We start from the raw sequence: 20,175 nt of genomic DNA, 5'->3' as shown, positions 1-20,175 counted from the left end.
GGGCTCTGCCTGCGATGAGGCGTCGCTCACAGAGCGCGCCGCCGCATCGCAGGTAGAACCCGCACCCACGGAACCTGCGGACACCGCCGAACCGGTGCTTATTTGCCCGACTTGATCTTGGTCCAGCTGCGGGTCATCAGTCGCTGGGTCGCGGCCGGCAGGTCGGCGATGGCGTACAGCTTGGCCTGCACATCGGCTGGCGGGTAGATGCCCGGATCGCCGCTGATGGCTTTATCCACCAGAGGTGTTGCAGCCGCGTTACCGTTCGGGAACTGCACACTGTTGGTGATTTCCGCCATGATTTCCGGCTTCATCAGGAAGTTCATGAACTTGTAGGCACCCTCGACGTTCTCGGCATCCTTGGGAATGGCGACCATGTCGAAGAAGCTGCCAGCACCTTCCTTGGGAATGTTGTAGCTGACCTTGACCTTGCCACCGGCTTCTTCAGCGCGGGATTTGGCCTGGTAGATATCACCCGAATAACCCACGGCGACGCAGATGTTGCCGGTGGACAGGTCGGAGATGTACTTGGACGAGTGGAAGTAGCCAATCGATGGACGCACTTTCAGGAACAGCGCTTCGGCTTCGGCCAGCTGGCCCTTGTCCTGGGAATCGGTCGGGTAACCCAGGTAATGCAGCGCGATCGGCAGCATTTCCGTTGGCGAGTCGAGGAAGCTGATACCGCACGACTTCAGTTTGGCCGCGTTCTCGGGTTTGAACAGCAGGTCCCAGGAGTTGGTCGGTGCGTCGGCGCCCAGGGCGGCCTTGACCTTGTCCGGGTTGAAACCGATGCCGATCGAGCCCCACATGTACGGGAATGCGTGCTTGTTGTCCGGGTCGCTGACGGACACCGCCTTGAGCAGGTCCTTGTTCAGGTTTTTCCAGTTTTCCAGCTTGGAGCGATCCAGTTCCTGGTACACGCCCGCCTTGATCTGCTTGGCCAGGAAGTTGTTCGACGGCACCACTATGTCGTAGCCCGACTTGCCTGCCAGCAGCTTGGCTTCCAGGGTTTCATTGCTGTCGAATACGTCGTAGACGACCTTGATCCCCGACTCTGCCTCGAACTTCTTCACGGTGTCCGGTGCGATGTAATCGGACCAGTTGTAGACGTGCAGCACCTTGTCGTCAGCCTGTGCAACACCGGCCATGACACCCATCAGGGACATGGCGAGGAGGGTCTTGCCAAATACTTTCATGCGTAATGCTCCTAGTTTTCTAGTCGTGGACCTGATGCGCTCTCGAATCCCGGCACGTGTCCTGCCTGCAGCCGCGGCTCACGCCGCGCCTGCAGGGACGAGCACAGTGCCCCGCCGGGCAAGCCTAGCATTTAGCCACCTAATGCTTCGAGCGTCAGATCCAGGCACTTGCGCGCCTTGTCCACCAGCTCGTCGATTTCGGCGCAATTGATCACCAGGGGTGGCGCAATGATCATGGTGTCGCCGACCGCGCGCATGATCAGGCCGTTGTCGAAGCAGAACTGCCGACAGATCATGCCCGCCCCACGCCCCTCGTGCCGCGCGCGGGTGGCCTTGTCCTTGACCAGCTCGATCGCCCCCAGCATTCCCAGGCCACGTACTTCACCTACCAGCGGGTGATCCGCGAGTTCACGCAAACGCTTCTGCAAATAGGGTGCCGTTTGCGCCCTCACGGTTTCGACGATCTGCTCGTCACGCATGATGCGGATGTTTTCTAGGGCCACGGCGGCGGCCACCGGGTGCCCGGAATAGGTGAAGCCGTGGTTGAAATCGCCGCCCTCGTTGATCACCTTGACCACCTCGTCACGCACGATCACACCACCCATGGGGACGTAGCCGCTGGTGAGACCCTTGGCGATGGTCATCAGGTCAGGTTGGAGGTCGTAGTAATCGCTGCCAAACCATTGGCCGGTGCGACCGAACCCGCAGATGACCTCGTCGGCCACGAACAGGATGTCGTAGCGCTGCAGTACTTCCTTGACCTTGGGCCAGTAGCTCTCGGGAGGAATGATCACGCCACCGGCACCCTGGATCGGTTCGGCAATGAAAGCGGCGACCTTGTCCTCGCCCACTTCCAGGATCTTCTTTTCCAACTGCTCGGCGGCCCACACGCCGAACGCGTCGGGTGTCATGTCGCCGCCTTCACCGAACCAGTACGGCTGGGGAATGTGCACGATGCCGGGGATCGGCAGGTCGCCCTGCTCATGCATCCCCGACATGCCCCCCAGGCTGGCGCCAGCCACCGTGGAGCCGTGGTAGCCATTGATCCGACTGATGATCACCTTCTTCTCGGGCTTGCCCTTGAGTGCCCAATAGTGGCGCACCAGGCGCAGCACGGTGTCGTTGCCTTCGGAGCCGGAACCGGTGAAGAACACGTGGCTCATGCCTGCCGGGGCCAGCTCGGAAATCGCTTTGGCCAGTTCCAGGGCCGGCGGGTGGGCGGTCTGGAAGAACAGGTTGTAATAAGGCAGCTCGCGCATTTGCGTGCTCGCCGCCTGCACCAGCTCTTCGCGGCCATAGCCGATAGCCACGCACCAGAGACCGGCCATGCCGTCGAGGATCTTGTGCCCTTCGCTGTCCCACAGGTGCACGCCCTGGGCCTTGGTAATGATGCGCGGGCCTTTCTCTTTCAGCTGCTTGTAGTCGCTGAAAGGGGCCAGGTGATGCTCGCCGCTCAGGGCCTGCCACTGCAGGGTCTGAGGATTATTATTGCTCATGTGCGCTCCTGTTTCCTTACACCTGTCTGCTACACCGCGAACAGCAGGAACTCACGTTCCCAGGAACTGATCACGCGCTTGAAGTTCTCGTGCTCGGCGCGCTTGACCGCGACGTAGCCGATAACGAATTTCTTGCCCAGGTACTTCTCCACGGTCTTGCAGTTTTCCATGCGCTCCAGGGCGTCCTCGATGGTCAAAGGCAGGCGCAGGTTGCGGCGCTCATAGCCTCGCCCCTGCACCGGGGCGCTGGGATTGATGCCCTCGACCATGCCGATGTAGCCACACAGCAGGCTGGCGGCGATGGCGAGGTAGGGGTTGGCATCGGCACCGGGCAGACGGTTTTCCACACGCCGGTTCTGCGGTCCGGCATCCGGCACGCGCAGGCCCACGGTCCGGTTCTCTTCGCCCCACTCGACGTTGACCGGCGCCGAGGTGTCGGGCAGGAAACGGCGGAACGAGTTGACGTTGGGCGCAAACAGCGGCAGCAGTTCGGGGATGAATTTCTGCAGGCCGCCGACGTGATGCAAGAACAGCTGGCTCATGGAGCCGTCTTCATTGGAGAAGATGTTCTTGCCGGTGCTCGCATCGACGATGCTCTGGTGCAGGTGCATGGCACTGCCGGGTTCGCCGGTCATGGGCTTGGCCATGAAGGTCGCGGCCACATTGTGCTTGAGCGCGGCCTCGCGCATGGTGCGTTTGAACACCAGGATCTGATCGGCCAGATGCAGCGCGTTACCGTGACGGAAGTTGATTTCCATCTGCGCCGTGCCGTCCTCGTGGATCAGGGTGTCGAGGTCCAGGTTCTGCGCTTCGCACCAGTCGTAGACGTCTTCGAACAACGGGTCGAATTCGTTCGCCGCTTCGATCGAGAACGACTGGCGCCCGGTTTCAGGACGCCCCGAGCGGCCAATGGGCGGCTGCAGCGGGAAGTCCGGGTCTTCGCAACGCTTGGTCAGGTAGAACTCCATTTCCGGCGCGACGATGGGCTGCCAGCCACGGTCGGCGTACAGCTTCAAGACCTTCTTGAGCACGTTGCGCGGCGACAGCTCGATGGGGTTGCCCTGCTTGTCGTAGGTGTCATGGATCACCTGGGCAGTGGGCTCGATGGCCCAGGGCACGAGAAACACCGCGTTCTCGTCGGGACGGCAGATCATGTCGATATCGGCCGGGTCGAGCAGATCGTAATAGATGTCGTCTTCGACGTAGTCGCCGGTAACGGTCTGCAGCAGGACACTTTCCGGCAAACGCATGCCTTTTTCGGCGATGAACTTGTTGGTCGGGGAGATCTTGCCGCGGGTGATCCCGGTGAGGTCTGCAATCAGACATTCGACTTCGGTGATCTTGTGTTCTTTCAACCAATCGGTGAGCTGGTCGAGGTTGGGACTCATAAATACCTCAGGAGGCAATACGCCAGGCTCGCGGCGAGCCGGACACTTTTTGACGCATGGGCGTCGTTGGGAACAACAGGGAAACAGTCGCGCCAGAGCGCCCGCCCGGCCTTTCGATGCCCGGCCGGAACGTGAAGTTCAGGTTAGCGGGTTCGCACCTGTGGCAGTACCTTGAAGTTGAAAAAAGAAAAGACCACCGTGGGCGACTGTCAAATATTCTGCTCGCCATTGCGCTCGATACCCGCGCGCCCTGGGGAGAATTCCGAAGCGTTGGCTGCAGGCCGGAAACGACCCTGCGACAACTTGAAAGACGGCGTGACCCCGCAGAATGGTTCTGTCGCGAGCCCGCATTGACGCCAGATGATGGCAGGCGTGCCATGATACACCCCGGTATTATTGAAGTTCTGGGTTGCGACCGAGCTTAGCCTTGTTCATTTTTTTCCACAACTACCGCCAGGTAAAAACAACAACGCCCTTTCATCGTGCAAGTTTGGCCGCCTGAAACTTCCGGTCAGCCGCCCCAATTTGCGGCAAAACAGCCCTGTTAGCGCTCTTTCAGGGCAAACCCGAGCTTGCTTGACTTCAAGTGGGCTTTCGGATTGACTGAAACCTGTTCAGCCCAATGATTGATATTTTTAACAACAAAGGTGTTGCATCATGTCGGTACCCCCGCGTGCCGTTCAGCTTAACGAAGCGAACGCATTCCTTAAGGAACATCCTGAGGTTCTGTACGTCGACCTTCTGATTGCAGATATGAATGGTGTGGTGCGCGGCAAGCGCATAGAACGCACCAGCCTCCATAAGGTTTACGAGAAAGGCATCAACCTGCCTGCCTCCCTGTTTGCCCTGGATATCAACGGTTCGACCGTCGAGAGCACAGGCCTTGGCCTTGACATCGGCGACGCCGATCGAATCTGCTACCCCATCCCCGATACGCTGTGCAACGAGCCCTGGCAAAAGCGCCCTACCGCGCAACTGCTGATGACCATGCACGAGCTCGAAGGCCAGCCGTTCTTCGCCGACCCGCGGGAAGTGCTGCGCCAGGTGGTCGAGAAGTTCGACGCCATGGGCCTGACCATCTGCGCCGCCTTCGAACTGGAGTTCTACCTGATCGACCAGGAGAACGTGAACGGCCGTCCACAGCCGCCGCGCTCACCGATTTCCGGCAAGCGTCCGCACTCGACCCAGGTCTACCTGATCGACGATCTGGACGAGTATGTCGACTGCCTGCAGGACATCCTCGAAGGCGCCAAGGAGCAAGGTATTCCCGCTGACGCCATCGTCAAGGAAAGCGCCCCGGCCCAGTTCGAGGTCAACCTGCATCACGTGCCGGACGCCATGCGCGCGTGCGATTACGCGGTATTGCTCAAGCGTCTGATCAAGAACATCGCCTACGACCATGAGATGGACACCACGTTCATGGCCAAGCCCTACCCGGGCCAGGCGGGCAACGGCTTGCACGTGCACATCTCGATCCTGGACAAGGACGGCAAGAACATTTTCACCAGTGAGGATCCCGAGCAGAACGCCGCATTGCGTCACGCAATCGGCGGTGTGCTCGAGACCCTGCCGGCTTCGATGGCGTTCCTGTGCCCGAACGTCAACTCGTACCGCCGTTTTGGTGCTCAGTTCTACGTGCCGAACTCCCCTTGCTGGGGCCTGGACAACCGCACCGTGGCCTTGCGCGTACCCACCGGCACACCGGATGCGGTGCGCCTGGAACACCGCGTGGCGGGCGCCGATGCCAACCCTTACCTGCTGATGGCTGCGGTACTGGCCGGTGTTCACCATGGCCTGACCAACAAGGTCGAGCCCAATGAGCCGGTGACCGGCAACTCCTACGAGCAGAACGAGCAGAGCCTGCCGACCAACCTGCGTGACGCCCTGCGCGAGCTGGACGACAGCGAAGTGCTGGCGCGGTATATCGATCCCAAGTACATCGATATCTTCGTGGCGTGCAAGGAAAGCGAGCTGGAGGAATTCGAACACTCCATTTCGGACCTCGAGTACAACTGGTACCTGCACACCGTCTAACGCTTACGCGTACCCCCTGTAGCAGCGGCGTAAGCCGCGTCCGTACCAACGGCGTAAGCCGCGTCCGTAACAACGGCGTAAGCCGCGTCCGGCCGCCACCTGGAACGGGGGGCTGCCCTGACGCGGCTTACGCCGCTGCTACAGGCTGTTTACAGCTTGGCGATCGACACCTCGGTCGACTTCACGAAGGCAATCACCTCACTGCCTACCACCAATTCCAGCTCCCGCACCGAGCGGGTAGTGATCACCGAAGTGACAATCCCCGAAGCGGTCTGCACGTCGATTTCCGACAATACCGGCCCTTCGATGATTTCCTTCACGGTGCCTTTGAACTGGTTACGTACGTTGATCGCTTTGATGCTCATGGTGTTTATCCTTTGTAGAGGGTAAGAATCACAGGGCCCAACGCAATTGCGTAGGCAAGGGTGAAACGGGTTCCGGGTCCGGCGGGTTGCCCGGCAGGGCCAGCACCCGGTGCAGCACCTCGGCTTCCAGCGCCGCCAGGCGATGGGAACCGCGGGCGCGCGGTCGGGGCAGATCGACCAGCAGGTCCAGGCCCACCTGGCCGTCCTCGATCAGGATCACCCGATCGGCAATGGCCACGGCCTCGGCCACATCGTGGGTCACCAGCAGCACGGTAAACCCATGCTCCTGCCAGAGGTTTTCGATCAGTTGCTGCATCTCGATGCGGGTCAGGGCATCCAGCGCGCCGAGCGGTTCATCCAGCAACAGCAGACGCGGCTTGTGGATAAGCGCCCGAGCCAGCGCTACGCGTTGCTTCTGCCCACCCGACAGCGCGGCAGGCCATTCATTGGCACGCTCGGCCAGACCCACCGCTGCCAGCGCTTGCAAGGCTTGTGGACGCCAGTCACCGGACAGCCCCAGACCCACGTTGTCGATGACCCGCTTCCAGGGCAGCAGACGTGCCTCCTGGAACATCAGGCGGGTGTCGTCCTTGGCTGCGGCCAGGGACGCGGAGCCGGCCAACAGCTCGCCGCTGGTGGGTTTGTCCAGCGCTGCCAGCAAGCGCAGCAAGGTGCTCTTGCCGCAGCCGCTGCGGCCAACGATGGCGACGAACTGGCCGGCGGGAATGTGCAGATCGATGTCACGCAATACCTGGCGCTCGCCAAAGGTCTTGCGCAATTTGCGCACCGCCAGCGGAATTCCGCGCAGCAGGTGGGGGGGTTGTTCTTTCAGGACGGTCATGCCGCACCTCCCTTGCCAGTCTGGTAGGCCGGATGCCAGCGCAGCCACACACGCTCCAGGCCGCGAGCCGCGAGGTCGGCGAGCTTGCCGAGGATCGCGTAGAGGACGATGGCCAATACCACCACGTCGGTTTGCAGGAATTCACGCGCGTTCATCGCCAGGTAGCCAATGCCTGAGCTGGCCGAAATGGTTTCCGCGACGATCAGCGTCAGCCACATCAGGCCCAGGGCAAAACGCACCCCCACCAGAATGGAGGGCAAGGCGCCGGGCAGGATCACTTGCCAGAACAGGCGCACGCCGGACAGGCCATAACTGCGGGCCATCTCCACCAGGGCCGGGTCGACGTTCTTGATGCCGTGATAGGTGTTCAGGTAGATCGGGAACAGCGTGCCCAGGGCGACCAGGAAGATCTTCGCCGACTCGTCGATGCCGAACCACAGAATCACCAGTGGTATCAGCGCCAGGTGCGGCACGTTGCGGATCATTTGCACCGAGGTATCGAGCAGGCGCTCGCCCCAGCGTGACAGGCCGCTGATCAGGCCCAGCACCAGGCCGATACCACCGCCGATGGCGAAGCCGATGCCGGCACGCCAGCCGCTGATGGCCAGGTGCGTCCAGATTTCGCCACTTTCAAACAGATTGACGCCTGCTTCGATGACCGCACTGGGCGCTGGCAGGATGCGTGTCGACAGCCAGCCCGTGCTGACCGCCAACTGCCATGCCAGTAGCAGACCCACCGGCAGTGCCCATGGCGCCAGCCTGTGGATGATTTTCGTGGATGCGTTCATTTCAGGTTCTCAGCTTTGCGAGGCAGCTTTGGGCAGGATGTCGTTGGCGACCATTTCGCCGAACGGGCTGACATAGTTGGCGCCGGTCGGGGCTTCGGGACGGTTCACGTCCAGATGCGGGAACAGCAGTTCGGCGACCCGATAGGATTCCTCCAGATGGGGGTATCCCGAGAAAATGAAGGTGTCGATGCCCAATGCGGCGTATTCCTTGACCCGCTCGGCCACGGTCGGGCCGTCTCCGACCAGTGCCGTGCCCGCGCCACCGCGAACCAGACCGACACCGGCCCACAGGTTCGGACTGACCTCCAGCTTGTCCTTGCTGCCGCCGTGCAGGGCGGCCATGCGTTGCTGGCCCACCGAGTCGAAGCGAGACAGCGAGGCCTGGGCGCGTGCGATGGTGTCGTCGTCAACGTGCGCAATCAGCCGTTCAGCTGCCTGCCACGCTTGAGCGTTGGTTTCCCGCACGATCACATGCAGGCGAATGCCGAAGCGCACCGTGCGGCCTTGTCTGGCGGCCTTCTCGCGGACCTGGGCGATTTTCTCGGCGACCGCCTCGGGCGGCTCTCCCCAGGTCAGGTACATCTCCACCTGCTCGGCCGCCAGGTCCTGGGCGGCGTCGGACGAGCCACCGAAATACAGCGGTGGCCGCGGCTGCTGCACCGGTGGGTAGAGCAGCTTGGCGCCCTTCACGGTGAGGTGCTTGCCGTCGTAGTCAACGGTTTCGCCTTCCAGCACACGACGCCAGATGCGGGTGAATTCCACCGACGCTTCATAGCGCTCTTCATGGCTGAGGAACAAGCCATCACCGCTGAGCTCATCCGGGTCGCCGCCGGTCACCAGGTTGAACAGTGCGCGGCCGTTGGACAGCCGATCCAGCGTCGCTGCCTGACGCGCAGCCACGGTCGGCGAGATGATGCCCGGGCGCAGCGCAACGAGGAATTTCAGGCGTTGGGTCACCGGAATCAGCGACGCCGCCACCAGCCAGGAATCCTCGCAGGAGCGCCCGGTGGGAATCAGCACGCCGCCATAGCCCAGACGATCAGCAGCCTGGGCGATCTGTTGCAGGTAACCGTGGTCGACCGCGCGGGCGCCTTCGGAGGTGCCCAGGTAATGGCCGTCTCCATGGGTGGGAAGGAACCAGAAAATATTGAGGCTCATGGAGTTGTCTCCTGAATTGGCTCGGTCCGCAGCCAGGCTGCGGGGGTATTGATGCAATGGCGGTGGGAAGGCTTCAAGGTGCGGTGGCGACCTTGGCCGGCGGCGTCCAGATAACGTCCTGGATACGCAGCGGCTTGGGGATCAACTTCAGTTGGTAGAAGCTGTCGGCGATCTTCTGCTGCGCCGCCACCGTTTGCGGATTGAGGAACTCGGCGCCGTAGCCCTGACGCTTGACCGAGGTCAGGGTGATGTCAGCCGGCAAGCCCAGAATCGGCGCGACCTGGGCGGTGACGTCCTCGGGGTTGGCTTTGGACCACTCGCCGACGGCGCGCACTTCTTCCACCAGCGCCTTGATCACTTGCGGATGCTGCTGGGCGTAGGGCTTGGTGGCGAGGTAGAACTGCAGGTTCTCGACGATACCGGTGCCGTCGCGCAGGGTTCGTGCCTGCAGTTGCTTCTCGGCGGCGGCCTGGTAAGGGTCCCAGATCACCCAGGCATCGACGCTGCCACGCTCGAAGGCAGCACGGGCATCGGCCGGTGGCAGAAAAACGGTCTGGATATCGCTGTACTTCAGACCCGCTTCTTCCAGCGCGCGAACCAGCAGGTAGTGCACGTTGGAGCCCTTGTTGAGGACGACCTTCTTGCCCTTGAGGTCCTTGACCGACTGAAGGGTCGAGTCCTTGGGCACCAGGATCGCTTCACTGGTGGGCGCCGGCGGCTCGTAGGCGACGTAAAGCAGATCGGCGCCGGCGGCCTGGGCAAACACCGGCGGGGTTTCACCGGTCACACCAAAGTCGATGGAGCCGACGTTCAGGCCCTCCAGCAGCTGCGGGCCGCCGGGGAACTCCGTCCACTTGACGTCGATGCCCTGGGACGCCAAACGCTTTTCCAGCGTGCCCTTGGCCTTGAGCAGCACCAGGGTGCCGTATTTCTGGTAACCGATGCGCAGGGTTTCAGCCTGGGCCTGGGTGATGGCGCCGAACGACACGGCCGCAGCAAACAGTGCGACCAAGCCACGGCGCAGGAACAAGGTGCCCATGGCACTCTCCTTTTGCAGTAGGGGATTGGCAGCACCTGCTTGCCCGTTGGCGGGCGAGTAAGGTGAGTACAACGCGATACGGACGGCAGTGCCCTTGTGGGAGCGAGCCTGCCTGCAACGGGGTCTTGGGCAGCACCCCGTCGCGGATGTCTAGATACTCCAGCGCGCGCTGCGCAGACTCTCGGTCAACAAGGCCGGGTCGTGGGCGCGAGGCTTGCGCACCAGAAAGCCATGGAATTCCTGCAGCGCATTCTCCAGCCGCTGTTCCAGCGCCGGCGCCAGTTGTGCGGCCGCGCTGCCTTCGCCATAGGCGATCTGACTGTCGTCGGCAAAGATGCCCTGGAGCATTTCCTGCGCCTTGAGCGAGGCCAATACGGGCTTGAGGGCGTAGTCCACTGCCAGCATGTGGGCGATGCTGCCACCCGTGGCGATGGGCAGTACCACCTTGTTGCTCAGGGCGCGTTCGGGCAGCAGATCCAGCAGGGTTTTCAGGGCACCGGAAAACGAGGCCTTGTACACCGGCGTGGCAACCACCAAGCCATCGGCCTTGGCCACCAGTTCGAGAAAGTGCAGCACTTGCGGGCTGTCGAACCGAGCGTGCAGCAGATCTTCGGCCGGGAAGTCCCGTACCTGAAAACCGACGACTTCGACGCCGTGTTGTTGCAGCCAGTGCTTGCTGCGTTCCAGCAACACACTGGAACGCGAACGCAGACTGGGGCTGCCGCCCAGAGATACGACCAGCATAGGGCGCTTCCTTGAAATAGCGGGGTTTGGCGCTTCAGCTGAAGGCGCTTGATGGGGGGAACATTAACAGGCGGGGTTTATATCTTTAAATCATATTTTTTCATTTGTTTAGATTTTAAAAGCATATGCACATGGCTTGGAGAGTGGTCCGGTTGCTCAAGGACCTGTGGGTGATGGACCTGTGGGTGATGGACCTGTGGGTGATGGACCTGTGGGAGCGGGCTCTGCCCGCGATGGCGTCCGACCAGACACCGCAGCGTCCCCATCGCGGGCAGAGCCCGCTCCCACAGGGGGTGTGGAATCAGCTCCTCGAGCAGCCCTAACGGTTTGGCTGAGGCGTCAGACGCAGGTAGGGCTTCACCGCCCGATAACCTTTGGGAAAGCGCTGCCTGATTTCCTCTTCATCCTTGAGCGACGGCACGATCACTACTTCATCGCCGTCCTGCCAGTTGGCCGGTGTTGCCACCTTGTGGCTGTCGGTCAATTGCAGCGAGTCGATCACCCGCAAGATCTCGTGGAAGTTACGCCCGGTGCTGGCGGGATAGGTGATGGTCAGGCGGACCTTCTTGTTCGGGTCGATCACGAACAGCGACCGAACCGTCAGGGTGTCGTTGGCGTTCGGATGAATCAGATCGTACAGGTCCGACACCTTGCGATCGGCATCGGCCAGGATCGGGAAATTGACCGTGGTGCCCTGGGTTTCGTTGATGTCACCGATCCAGCGGTGATGGGAATCGACCGGGTCTACGGACAGGGCAATGGCCTTGACGTTACGCTGGGCGAATTCATCCTTGAGCTTGGCGGTGAAGCCCAGCTCCGTGGTGCACACGGGGGTGAAGTCGGCGGGGTGAGAGAACAACACTCCCCATTGGTTGCCCAGCCACTCGTGGAAGCGAATGGTGCCTTCGCTGGAATCCTGCTCGAAGTCGGGGGCGATGTCGCCCAGGCGGATGGTCATGATGGTGCGGCTCCTTTGGCTGTTATGAAGACGACTGTGCACTGGCCGGCGCAGAAAGAAAAAGAATGGATGGTGATGGCGTTAGGTAGATTCGGAATATGGGCACAGGGCTTGAGCCGAAAATGGTGGTAAGCGCCCCCCTGCCGCCGTATTGCCCCTGGGAGAGAAAGTCAAAAGCACACCGCGTCAGGCTCCCTCTCCCTTAGGGAGAGGGCTGGGGTGAGGGGACCATCCACACCAATTCCTAGAAACGAAAAAGCCCGCACAAGGCGGGCTTTTCCTGCAACCAGACCTACTACTTCAGAGCGTAGGTGTAGTTGACGATGAAGCGAGTCTGATCGGTATCGGCCGAACCTGCCACGTCGCCACGGTAAGTACCCTGGCGCAGCGAGAAGCCCACGTTCTTGAAGGTACCGGCCTGGATCACGTAGTCGACGCGCATGTCGCGTTCCCACTCGGTACGGTCGGAACCGGTGGCTACACGGATGTCATCACCACGCAGATAGGCTACGGAGGTTTTCAGGCCTGGTACGCCCACACGGCTGAAGTCATACGAGTACTGACCGAAGGTGGTGTTCTCGCCAGCACGGGTGAACGAGGTGACCATGCTGTCGGTGAACAGGTAGACGCTGGAACCGCCCTGGCCTTCGTTGCGGCCACGGCCGTCGACGACGCTGCCGTTGCTGATGTAAGGCATGCCGCTGTCGTCGCCCACCGACTGGTAGCCCAGCAGGAACGAGTGACCGGAGATGGCGTAGGTGAAGATGGCACTCCAGGTCTTGTTGTCGACCTCGCCTACGTTGCTGGCGTAGCCATTGGCAAAGCGGTAGCCAACGTCACCATTCTTGCCGTTGGAACGGCTGTCGAAGTAACGCAGGTCAGTCTTGAACGACTGGTCTTCTCCCAGTGGCAGCACGTGCACGGCGCCCAGGAAAGTCTGCTTGTAGTAGTCTTCCAGCTGCGCGTGGTAGGCCTGCAGGGTCAGGTCCTTGGTGGCTTTCCAATCCACACCGGCGAACGAGAAGTTGTTCGAGCCCTTGGTGCCGCCGGCAACCGACAGGTTGTCGTAGTTGCTCGACGCACGGCCGGCAGCCTTGTTCAGGCGACCTGCGGTGAAGGTGAAGTTGTCCAGTTCCTTGGAGGTAACGATCGCGCCCTGGAAGGTCTGTGGCAGCAGACGACCATCGTTGGATACCAGGATTGGCAGGTTGGGCTGCAGCGCGTTACCGATCTTGGCTTCGGTCTTGGAGAATTTGACCTTGCCGTTGGCGCCCAGACGCGACCAGCTCTTCTCGGCCGAGCCATCGCTGTCGCTCGGGAAGAAGTTGCTGTTGTCGGGGTGATGGCCACGGCCACCGTCCAGGTGGATACCGGTCATGCCCTGGACGTCCAGGCCAAAACCTACGGTACCGGCAGTGTAACCAGAGAGAAAGTTGAACAGGAAACCCTGGCCGGATTCCTGCTGGTCGGCGCCGCCGTCACGGTTGTCGTTACGGAAGTACATGGTACGCGAGCTGATGGTGGCCTTGCTGCCGTCCAAGAAGCCCGACGGTGCTGGGTCGGCTGCCTGAACAGTGGCGGAGATGCTGGCGAGCGCGATGGCTGCGGCGAGCGACTGCTTGTACATGTGATGCTCCTCTCGTTTCTAATTTTTGTGGTGTTCTTTGGTCGGGGTCTGCTGCCCCTTCTCCGCCGATGCGCGATTAGCGCCAATGCGTGACCAATTAGTCAATGGTTACAAGCCGTTTCGAGACTTTGGTCTAAGCCATTCTCTGGTTGCCGAGGTTAACGAAATTTTCACAAAACCAAAAAGAATTGTTTCATTAATTTTTAGAATTTTATCGAATAACAAAAGCGCATAACCAAACAAACGGTCAACCCGTTACGGGTCTAATAAGCTAATTCCCAAATGATATTTCAATAACGATTCTTAGATCGTTTAGATTCCACCCACCGGACCACCGGATGCTCTCGATCATGCCCCCACTACCGCCCAAGGCGGCCTCGAGGTTTCCATGCGAATCGGCACCCGTTCAAAAAATTCCAGCCCAGTTTCGCAGCTGTTCGTCGGGCTCGCCCTGACCATGGCCGCCACGATGCCGCTACTGGCCCATGCCGAGGAAACCCTGCGCATCGGCTATCAGAAATCGTCCACGCTGATCACCCTGCTCAAGACCCAGGGCACGCTGGAGAAAGCCCTGGCCAAAGACGGCATCAAGGTCAGCTGGCATGAGTTTCCCAGTGGTTTGCCCCTGCTCGAGTCATTGAACGTCGGCAACGTCGACATCAGTGCCGATGTCGCCGACACCGTCCCGGTGTTCGCCCAGGCCGCCGGCGCTCAGTTGGCGTATTTCGCCCAGGAATCCGCGTCACCCCAGGCCCAGGCCATCGTCGTGCGACAAGATTCGCCGCTGCATAGCCTGGCGGACCTCAAGGGCAAGAAGGTTGCCGTGACCAAAGCCGCCGGCAGCCACTACCTGCTGATTGCCGCGCTGACCAAGGCCGGGTTGAAATTCGCTGATATCACGCCGGCCTACCTGACCCCCGCCGATGGCCGTGCCGCCTTCGAAAACGGCAAGGTCGATGCCTGGGTGACCTGGGAACCCTTCCTCACCGCCGCCCAGCGCCAATTGCCCACCCGCACCCTGGCCGACGGCAAGGGGCTGGCCCAGTACAAACGCTATTACCTGACCAGCGCGGCCTACGCCAAGAGCCACTCGGCAGTGCTCAAGCAGGTGTTCGCCGAGCTGCAGCAGACCGGTGAGTGGACCAAGGCCAACCCCGCCAAGGCCGCGGCGATTCTCGGCCCGCTGTGGGGCAACCTCGACGGCGCCACCGTGGAAGCCGCCAACCTGCACCGCACCTACCAGGTGCAGCCGGTGACCGCCGACCAACTGGGTGAGCAACAAAGCATCGCCGACGCGTTCCTGGCTGCGGGCCTGTTGCCCAAGCCGGTGGACGCCAAGGCGGTTGCCACCTGGCAGCCCTGACCTGCACCCCGCCCAACCCGCGCCACACCCATAACCACAATTTTTCGAGGCAGCCACCATGGCCCAGCAATTCTTCGCGCGTCGACTCATCACCGCCCTGGCCCTCACCGGCCTGACCCTGGGGGTCCAGGCTGCCAACCTGACCGTGGGCTACCAGACCGGTATCGACCCCAGCAAAGTGCCACAGGCCGACGGGGTTTACGAAAAAGCCATCGGCGAGAAGATCGACTGGCGCCGCTTCAACAGCGGCCCGGAAGTGGTCACCGCGATCGCCTCGGGCGATGTGCAGATCGGCAACCTGGGTTCCAGCCCTCTGGCCGCGGCAGCCTCGCGCAAACTGCCGATCGTGGCGTTCATCGTCTCGGCGCAGATCAATTCCGCCGAGGCCCTGGTGGTGCGCAACGGCAGTGGCATCGACAACCCCCAGCAACTGGTGGGCAAGACCATCGCCACACCGTTCGTTTCGACCTCCCACTACAGCCTGCTCGGTGCCCTCAAGCATTGGGGTCTGGAAGGCAAGGTCAAGGTGGTGAACCTGCAGCCGGCCGAAATCGCCGCGGCCTGGAAGCGCGGCGACATCGACGGTGCGTTCGTCTGGTCGCCAGCCTTGGGGGAGATTCGCAAGACCGGCAAGACCCTCACCGACGCCGCTCAGGTCGGCCAGTGGGGCGCGCCGACCTTCGAAGTCTGGGTGGCGCGCAAGGACTACGCCGACAAGCACCCGCAGGTGATCGCCCAGTTCGCCAAGGTCACCCTGGACGCGTTCGCTGACTACGCCAGGAACAAAGCTGCCTGGACCGTCGACTCCGAACAGGTGCAGAAGATTGCCAAGCTGACCGGCTCCAACGCGGCCGACGTGCCGGACCTGCTGGCGGGCTCGACCTACCCGGATGCCAGTGCCCAGGCGTCGAGTGCCCTGCTCGACGGCGGCACCGCCCAATCGATCGCCAAGACCGCCGAGTTCCTCAAGGAGCAAGGCAAGCTTGAAGCCGTGCTGCCGGACTACGCGCCATACGTCAGCGCCAAGTTCGTGCAGTAACCCTCACCGGAGCATTGCCTCATGGCTCACCTGACCCTCGAACGGATCGGCGCCCACTACCCCGGCGCCGCGCAGCCGGTGTTGCAGGACATTTCCCTGACCTTGGGCCCGCAGCAGCTGTGCGTGGCCCTGGGACCGTCCGGCAGCGGCAAGACCTCACTGCTGAATCTGATTGCCGGATTCGTCACGCCCAGCAGCGGTCGCATCAGCCTGGACGACGTGCTCGTACAGGGCCCTGGGGCCGATCGCGGGGTGGTGTTCCAGGACGACGCGCTGCTGCCGTGGCAGGACGTCCTGGCCAACGTCGCCTTTGGCCTGCAACTGGCCGGGGTGCCCCGCGCGCAACGTGAAGCCAAGGCGCGGGACATGCTCGCCCTGGTGGATCTGGCCGATTTCGCCGAGCGCCGCGTGTGGCAGCTGTCCGGTGGGCAGAAACAGCGCGTAGGCCTGGCCCGTGCGCTGGCGGCCGATCCGCGCGTGCTGTTGATGGATGAACCCTTCGGGGCGCTGGACGCCTTCACCCGCGAGCAGATGCAGGAACTGCTGCTGCAGGTGTGGCAACGCACCGCCAAGCCGATTTTCCTGATCACCCATGACATCGAGGAAGCGGTGTTCCTGGCCACCGACCTGATCCTGCTGGCGCCCAATCCAGGGCGCATCGAGGAACGCCTGAGCCTGGATTTCGGCCAGCGTTACGCCGCCGGCGAAAGCGCTCGGGCGATCAAATCCGATCCACGCTTCATCGAAACCCGCGAGCATGTGCTCGCTCAGGTCTTCGCCCAACGTGCCGCGCCGCGGCAGGAGCCCGCATGAGCAGCTACGAAATTCCGGCCGTGGCCAGCCGTCCGGCGAACCCGGGGCAGCAACGGTTGAGCCTGAGCACCCGCTGGATCAGTACCCTGACCCTGGTCGGCGTGCTGTTGCTCTGGTGGGCCGTGACCGCCAGCGAATTGATCGAGCCGCTGTTCCTGCCCTCGCCCGCCGCCGTGCTGCAAAAGGGTTGGCTGCTGGCCACCCAGGGCTACATGGATGCGACCCTCTGGCAGCATCTGGCCGCCAGCCTCGGCCGCATCGGCCTGGCCCTGCTGTTTGCCGTACTGTTGGCCATTCCGGTAGGCATCGCCATCGGCCACAACCGCGTCGCCCAGGGCATCCTCGACCCGCTGATCGAGTTCTACCGGCCGATTCCGCCGCTGGCCTACCTGCCCCTGATCGTGATCTGGTGCGGCATCGGCGAAACCTCCAAGGTGCTGCTGATCTACCTGGCGATCTTCGCCCCGATTGCCATCGCCACGGCCACCGGCGTACGCACCGTGGACCCGGCCAAATTACGCGCTGCGCAGTCGCTGGGGGCAACCCGCTGGCAGCTGGTCCGCCATGTAATCGTGCCCAGTGCCTTGCCGGAGATTCTCACCGGCATTCGAATCGGCCTGGGGGTCGGTTGGTCGACCCTGGTGGCCGCTGAACTGATCGCGGCCACCAGCGGCCTGGGCTTCATGGTGCAATCGGCCGCACAGTTCCTGGTGACCGATGTGGTGGTGCTGGGGATCCTGGTGATCGCCCTGATTGCCTTCGCCCTGGAGATGGGCCTGCGCGCCCTGCAACGCCACCTGGTGCCCTGGCACGGACAGACGCACTGAAGTCCCGCATTTTCCGACACCTCAACAGAGCTGAACAACATGACTCTGCATATCACTCCCCTGACCCCCGCCATCGGCGCGGTGGTCCAGGGTATCGACCTGACTCGGGATATCACCAAGCCACAGCGTCGCGCGATCGAGCAAGCCCTGCTCGACCATCAGGTGATCTTCTGGCGCGACCAGCCGATCACCCCGGTTCAGCAGGCCCGCTTCGCCCAGCAATTCGGTGAGCTGCACATCCATCCGATCTACCCCAGCGTGCCCGAGCAACGCGAGGTGCTGGTGCTGGATACGGCGGTGACCGACGTGCGTGACAACGCCATCTGGCACACCGACGTGACCTTTCTGCCCAACCCGGCCATGGGTGCAGTGCTGAGCGCCAAACAGGTGCCGGCCTACGGCGGCGATACCAGCTGGGCCAGTGGCACGGCGGCCTTCGAGGCATTGTCACCGGCGCTGCAACGGCTGTTCGACGGCCTCACGGCGACCCATGACTTCGCCAAGTCGTTTCCGTTGGAGCGTTTCGGCAACGACGCCCAAGCCCTTGCCCGCTGGGAGCAGACCCGCAGCCAGCACGTGCCGTTGTCGCACCCGGTGGTGCGCACCCACCCGGTGACCGGGCGCAAGGCGCTGTTCGTCAGCGAGGGGTTCACGACGCGGATCAACGAAGTTTCGGCGGCAGAAAGCGAGGCGTTGCTCAAACTACTGTTTGCCCACGCCATACGCCCGGAGTTCACCGTGCGCTGGCAGTGGCGAGCCGATGATGTGGCGTTCTGGGACAACCGGGTGACACAGCATTACGCGGCTGATGATTATCGGCCGCAGAGAAGGGTGATGCACCGGGCGACAATACTGGGGGATCGGCCGGTTTGAGTTGGAGGCGGCGCGGGGACCGGTGGTGGATGGCCCCCTTACCCCAGGGCAGCATCCACCACCACACTCAACCCATCACTCGCCAATCGCGGCCTTGTACCCCGCCGCATCCAGCAAGTTATCAAGCTCTGCCACCTCGCTGGGCTTGATCTTGAAGAACCACGCGCCATACGGCGAGCTGTTCACGCTCTCCGGGCCATCGGCCAGCGCTTCGTTGATGGCGATCACTTCGCCGCTGACCGGCGAGTAGATATCCGAAGCGGCCTTCACCGACTCCACCACACCGGCCTGATCGCCCGCGGCGAAGACCTTGCCGATCTCCGGCAACTCGATGAACACCACATCACCCAAGGCTTCCTGAGCGTGGTCACTGATGCCCACGGTCACGCTGCCATCGGCTTCCAGACGCGCCCACTCGTGGCTCTCGGCAAAACGCATTTCAGCAGGGATATCGCTCATTTCTAAGTCCTCAACAGGGTCGGCGGTAGGCCCGCGCATAATGTCAGATCAGGGTTTTACCATGCCGTACGAAGGTCGGTTTGACCACCCGTACCGGGTACCACTTGCCACGTATTTCCACTTCCGCACGGTCGGCGGTCGCCCTGGGCACTCGCGCCAGGGCAATCGACTTGCTCAGCGTAGGGGAGAAGCTACCACTGGTGATCTCTCCTTCGCCAACCCCGGCGATGCGCACCACCTGGTGGGCACGCAATACACCACGCTCCTCCAGCACCAGGCCCACCAGTTTCATGGCGGCTCCGCCGGCGTATTCCTGCTCCAGCGCCCGGCGACCGATGAACTCGCGCTCGCCTGGCTCCCAGGCAATGCTCCACGCCATGTTGGAGGTCAACGGGGAATGCTGCTCGTCCATATCCTGACCGTACAGGTTCATGCCCGCTTCCAGGCGCAGGGTGTCTCGCGCGCCAAGGCCAATCGGGGAAATGCCGGCACCTACCAGGTCGTTGAAAAAGGCTGGCGCCTGCTCGGCGGGCAGGACGATCTCGACGCCGTCCTCACCGGTGTAGCCAGTGCGGGCGATGAACCAGTCGCCTTCGCTGCGGCCTTCGAAAGGCTTGAGCTGGCTGATCAGTTCGCTGCGCGCGGCATTCACCAGCTCAGCAACCTTGCGCCGTGCCTGAGGCCCCTGGACGGCCAGCATCGCCAGCTCCGGACGCTCGCGCAGGCGCACTGAAAAACCCCTGGCCCGGGCGTTCAGCCAGGCCATGTCCTTGTCGCGGGTAGCGGCGTTGACCACCAGTCGATAGCCCTGCTCGGTGAGATAGGCGATCAGGTCGTCCACGACCCCGCCCGTCTCGTTGAGCATGGCGCTGTACAGCGCCTTGCCGGGGGCGCCGAGGCGGGCCACATCGTTGGCCAGCAGGTGCTGCAGAAAGGATTGGGCGTCCGCCCCGTCGAGGTCGATGACGGTCATGTGCGACACGTCGAAAACGCCGCAGTCGCGACGTACCTGGTGGTGCTCCTCTACTTGTGAACCGTAATGCAGAGGCATGTCCCAACCGCCAAAATCGACCAGCTTCGCGCTCAGCGCGAGGTGCAAGTCATACAGAGGCGTACGCTGTCCCATGGGTTTCTCCTTCCGGGCGTGGCGAAGGCGCGAACCGGTTA

20 protein-coding genes are annotated in these 20,175 nt (G+C 62.4%); 7 read left to right on the top strand and 13 right to left on the bottom strand.

Annotation, left to right across the window (positions count from 1 at the left end):
- Nucleotides 1-98 precede the first annotated feature (98 nt).
- From B3397_RS06400 to B3397_RS06390, 3 genes are all read right to left on the bottom strand, one after another.
- Complete coding sequence (locus B3397_RS06400; protein WP_296248307.1) at nucleotides 99-1,196, bottom strand: polyamine ABC transporter substrate-binding protein; 1,098 nt, start codon at nucleotides 1,194-1,196, stop codon at nucleotides 99-101.
- 131 nt (nucleotides 1,197-1,327) lie between these two features.
- Nucleotides 1,328-2,692: an aspartate aminotransferase family protein gene (locus B3397_RS06395; protein WP_296248304.1), complete on the bottom strand. Its 1,365-nt coding sequence runs from the start codon at nucleotides 2,690-2,692 to the stop codon at nucleotides 1,328-1,330.
- A gap of 29 nt (nucleotides 2,693-2,721) precedes the next feature.
- The gene (locus B3397_RS06390; RefSeq protein WP_296248303.1) at nucleotides 2,722-4,080 is read right to left on the bottom strand and encodes a glutamine synthetase family protein; all 1,359 of its coding nucleotides are present in this window, start codon (nucleotides 4,078-4,080) and stop codon (nucleotides 2,722-2,724) included.
- 657 nt (nucleotides 4,081-4,737) lie between these two features.
- On the opposite strand from B3397_RS06390, the gene B3397_RS06385 reads away from it, so the two are divergent.
- Nucleotides 4,738-6,114: a glutamine synthetase family protein gene (locus B3397_RS06385; protein WP_296248301.1), complete on the top strand. Its 1,377-nt coding sequence runs from the start codon at nucleotides 4,738-4,740 to the stop codon at nucleotides 6,112-6,114.
- Nucleotides 6,115-6,263: 149 nt separating this feature from the next.
- Here B3397_RS06385 and B3397_RS06380 read toward each other — a convergent pair whose 3' ends face one another.
- The 6 genes from B3397_RS06380 to ssuE all read right to left on the bottom strand — a co-directional run bounded on the left by B3397_RS06380 (nucleotide 6,264) and on the right by ssuE (nucleotide 11,049).
- Entirely contained in the window at nucleotides 6,264-6,479 is a 216-nt protein-coding gene (locus B3397_RS06380; protein ID WP_296248299.1) for a TOBE domain-containing protein, read from the bottom strand.
- 28 nt (nucleotides 6,480-6,507) lie between these two features.
- On the bottom strand, nucleotides 6,508-7,320 hold the full coding sequence (gene ssuB, locus B3397_RS06375) for an aliphatic sulfonates ABC transporter ATP-binding protein (protein ID WP_296248297.1): 813 nt from the start codon (nucleotides 7,318-7,320) through the stop codon (nucleotides 6,508-6,510).
- Nucleotides 7,317-8,108, bottom strand: a complete 792-nt coding sequence (gene ssuC / locus B3397_RS06370; RefSeq protein ID WP_296248295.1) for an aliphatic sulfonate ABC transporter permease SsuC — start codon at nucleotides 8,106-8,108, stop codon at nucleotides 7,317-7,319. The genes ssuB and ssuC overlap by 4 nt, the downstream gene beginning before the upstream one ends.
- 9 nt (nucleotides 8,109-8,117) lie before the next feature.
- Complete coding sequence (ssuD, locus tag B3397_RS06365) at nucleotides 8,118-9,266, bottom strand: FMNH2-dependent alkanesulfonate monooxygenase (RefSeq protein ID WP_296248294.1); 1,149 nt, start codon at nucleotides 9,264-9,266, stop codon at nucleotides 8,118-8,120.
- Nucleotides 9,267-9,339: 73 nt separating this feature from the next.
- Nucleotides 9,340-10,305 (bottom strand): sulfonate ABC transporter substrate-binding protein, encoded by a 966-nt coding sequence (locus B3397_RS06360; RefSeq protein ID WP_296248292.1) that lies wholly within the window; start codon nucleotides 10,303-10,305, stop codon nucleotides 9,340-9,342.
- 150 nt (nucleotides 10,306-10,455) lie between these two features.
- Nucleotides 10,456-11,049 (bottom strand): NADPH-dependent FMN reductase, encoded by a 594-nt coding sequence (gene ssuE, locus B3397_RS06355; RefSeq protein ID WP_296248291.1) that lies wholly within the window; start codon nucleotides 11,047-11,049, stop codon nucleotides 10,456-10,458.
- A 131-nt stretch (nucleotides 11,050-11,180) separates the two neighbouring features.
- Between ssuE and B3397_RS06350 the strand changes: the two genes are divergently transcribed.
- Nucleotides 11,181-11,372, top strand: a complete 192-nt coding sequence (locus tag B3397_RS06350) for a hypothetical protein (RefSeq protein WP_296248290.1) — start codon at nucleotides 11,181-11,183, stop codon at nucleotides 11,370-11,372.
- Here the strand turns inward: B3397_RS06350 and B3397_RS06345 are convergent.
- Entirely contained in the window at nucleotides 11,369-12,007 is a 639-nt protein-coding gene (locus B3397_RS06345) for a peroxiredoxin (protein ID WP_296248288.1), read from the bottom strand. The genes B3397_RS06350 and B3397_RS06345 overlap by 4 nt on opposite strands.
- Before the next feature lie 295 nt (nucleotides 12,008-12,302).
- Nucleotides 12,303-13,634 carry an OprD family porin gene (locus B3397_RS06340; RefSeq protein ID WP_296248286.1) on the bottom strand — a complete coding sequence of 444 codons (1,332 nt, stop codon included), beginning with the start codon at nucleotides 13,632-13,634 and terminating at the stop codon, nucleotides 12,303-12,305.
- A 457-nt stretch (nucleotides 13,635-14,091) separates the two neighbouring features.
- Here B3397_RS06340 and B3397_RS06335 point away from each other — a divergent pair, with 457 nt between their 5' ends.
- From B3397_RS06335 to tauD, 5 genes are read left to right on the top strand one after another with little or no spacing between them, the layout of a single operon-like run.
- Nucleotides 14,092-14,997 (top strand): aliphatic sulfonate ABC transporter substrate-binding protein, encoded by a 906-nt coding sequence (locus tag B3397_RS06335; RefSeq protein ID WP_414704353.1) that lies wholly within the window; start codon nucleotides 14,092-14,094, stop codon nucleotides 14,995-14,997.
- Between the two features lie 58 nt (nucleotides 14,998-15,055).
- The gene (gene tauA / locus B3397_RS06330) at nucleotides 15,056-16,036 is read left to right on the top strand and encodes a taurine ABC transporter substrate-binding protein (RefSeq protein ID WP_296248283.1); all 981 of its coding nucleotides are present in this window, start codon (nucleotides 15,056-15,058) and stop codon (nucleotides 16,034-16,036) included.
- A gap of 21 nt (nucleotides 16,037-16,057) precedes the next feature.
- Nucleotides 16,058-16,849: a taurine ABC transporter ATP-binding subunit gene (gene tauB, locus B3397_RS06325; protein WP_296248281.1), complete on the top strand. Its 792-nt coding sequence runs from the start codon at nucleotides 16,058-16,060 to the stop codon at nucleotides 16,847-16,849.
- Nucleotides 16,846-17,676: a taurine ABC transporter permease TauC gene (gene tauC / locus B3397_RS06320; RefSeq protein WP_296248278.1), complete on the top strand. Its 831-nt coding sequence runs from the start codon at nucleotides 16,846-16,848 to the stop codon at nucleotides 17,674-17,676. Before tauB ends, tauC begins: the two co-directional genes overlap by 4 nt.
- 39 nt (nucleotides 17,677-17,715) lie before the next feature.
- Nucleotides 17,716-18,549 (top strand): taurine dioxygenase, encoded by an 834-nt coding sequence (gene tauD, locus B3397_RS06315; RefSeq protein ID WP_296248276.1) that lies wholly within the window; start codon nucleotides 17,716-17,718, stop codon nucleotides 18,547-18,549.
- Nucleotides 18,550-18,624: 75 nt separating this feature from the next.
- Here the strand turns inward: tauD and gcvH are convergent, their stop codons facing one another.
- Nucleotides 18,625-19,008 carry a glycine cleavage system protein GcvH gene (gene gcvH, locus B3397_RS06310; RefSeq protein WP_296248275.1) on the bottom strand — a complete coding sequence of 128 codons (384 nt, stop codon included), beginning with the start codon at nucleotides 19,006-19,008 and terminating at the stop codon, nucleotides 18,625-18,627.
- Between the two features lie 43 nt (nucleotides 19,009-19,051).
- A complete protein-coding gene (gene gcvT / locus B3397_RS06305; RefSeq protein ID WP_296248273.1) occupies nucleotides 19,052-20,134 on the bottom strand; it encodes a glycine cleavage system aminomethyltransferase GcvT in 1,083 nt (360 codons plus the stop codon).
- Nucleotides 20,135-20,175 lie beyond the last annotated feature (41 nt).

The sequence above is a fragment of the Pseudomonas sp. UBA4194 genome (assembly GCF_002379585.1).
GTDB lineage: Bacteria > Pseudomonadota > Gammaproteobacteria > Pseudomonadales > Pseudomonadaceae > Aquipseudomonas.
This window is presented reverse-complemented; position numbering and strand designations above follow the sequence as displayed.

Excerpts from the sequence above, each read along its gene's own strand:
- B3397_RS06360 (WP_296248292.1), bottom strand. The coding sequence starts at position 10,305 with ATGGGCACCTTGTTCCTGCGCCGTGGCTTGGTCGCACTGTTTGCTGCG.
- B3397_RS06395 (WP_296248304.1), bottom strand. The coding sequence starts at position 2,692 with ATGAGCAATAATAATCCTCAGACCCTGCAGTGGCAGGCCCTGAGCGGC.
- B3397_RS06340 (WP_296248286.1), bottom strand. The coding sequence starts at position 13,634 with ATGTACAAGCAGTCGCTCGCCGCAGCCATCGCGCTCGCCAGCATCTCC.
- B3397_RS06385 (WP_296248301.1), top strand. The coding sequence starts at position 4,738 with ATGTCGGTACCCCCGCGTGCCGTTCAGCTTAACGAAGCGAACGCATTC.
- B3397_RS06350 (WP_296248290.1), top strand. The coding sequence starts at position 11,181 with ATGGCTTGGAGAGTGGTCCGGTTGCTCAAGGACCTGTGGGTGATGGAC.
- gcvH (WP_296248275.1), bottom strand. The coding sequence starts at position 19,008 with ATGAGCGATATCCCTGCTGAAATGCGTTTTGCCGAGAGCCACGAGTGG.
- tauA (WP_296248283.1), top strand. The coding sequence starts at position 15,056 with ATGGCCCAGCAATTCTTCGCGCGTCGACTCATCACCGCCCTGGCCCTC.
- B3397_RS06390 (WP_296248303.1), bottom strand. The coding sequence starts at position 4,080 with ATGAGTCCCAACCTCGACCAGCTCACCGATTGGTTGAAAGAACACAAG.
- B3397_RS06335 (WP_414704353.1), top strand. The coding sequence starts at position 14,092 with ATGGCCGCCACGATGCCGCTACTGGCCCATGCCGAGGAAACCCTGCGC.
- B3397_RS06380 (WP_296248299.1), bottom strand. The coding sequence starts at position 6,479 with ATGAGCATCAAAGCGATCAACGTACGTAACCAGTTCAAAGGCACCGTG.
- ssuC (WP_296248295.1), bottom strand. The coding sequence starts at position 8,108 with ATGAACGCATCCACGAAAATCATCCACAGGCTGGCGCCATGGGCACTG.
- tauD (WP_296248276.1), top strand. The coding sequence starts at position 17,716 with ATGACTCTGCATATCACTCCCCTGACCCCCGCCATCGGCGCGGTGGTC.
- ssuE (WP_296248291.1), bottom strand. The coding sequence starts at position 11,049 with ATGCTGGTCGTATCTCTGGGCGGCAGCCCCAGTCTGCGTTCGCGTTCC.
- ssuB (WP_296248297.1), bottom strand. The coding sequence starts at position 7,320 with ATGACCGTCCTGAAAGAACAACCCCCCCACCTGCTGCGCGGAATTCCG.
- B3397_RS06400 (WP_296248307.1), bottom strand. The coding sequence starts at position 1,196 with ATGAAAGTATTTGGCAAGACCCTCCTCGCCATGTCCCTGATGGGTGTC.
- gcvT (WP_296248273.1), bottom strand. The coding sequence starts at position 20,134 with ATGGGACAGCGTACGCCTCTGTATGACTTGCACCTCGCGCTGAGCGCG.
- tauB (WP_296248281.1), top strand. The coding sequence starts at position 16,058 with ATGGCTCACCTGACCCTCGAACGGATCGGCGCCCACTACCCCGGCGCC.
- ssuD (WP_296248294.1), bottom strand. The coding sequence starts at position 9,266 with ATGAGCCTCAATATTTTCTGGTTCCTTCCCACCCATGGAGACGGCCAT.
- B3397_RS06345 (WP_296248288.1), bottom strand. The coding sequence starts at position 12,007 with ATGACCATCCGCCTGGGCGACATCGCCCCCGACTTCGAGCAGGATTCC.
- tauC (WP_296248278.1), top strand. The coding sequence starts at position 16,846 with ATGAGCAGCTACGAAATTCCGGCCGTGGCCAGCCGTCCGGCGAACCCG.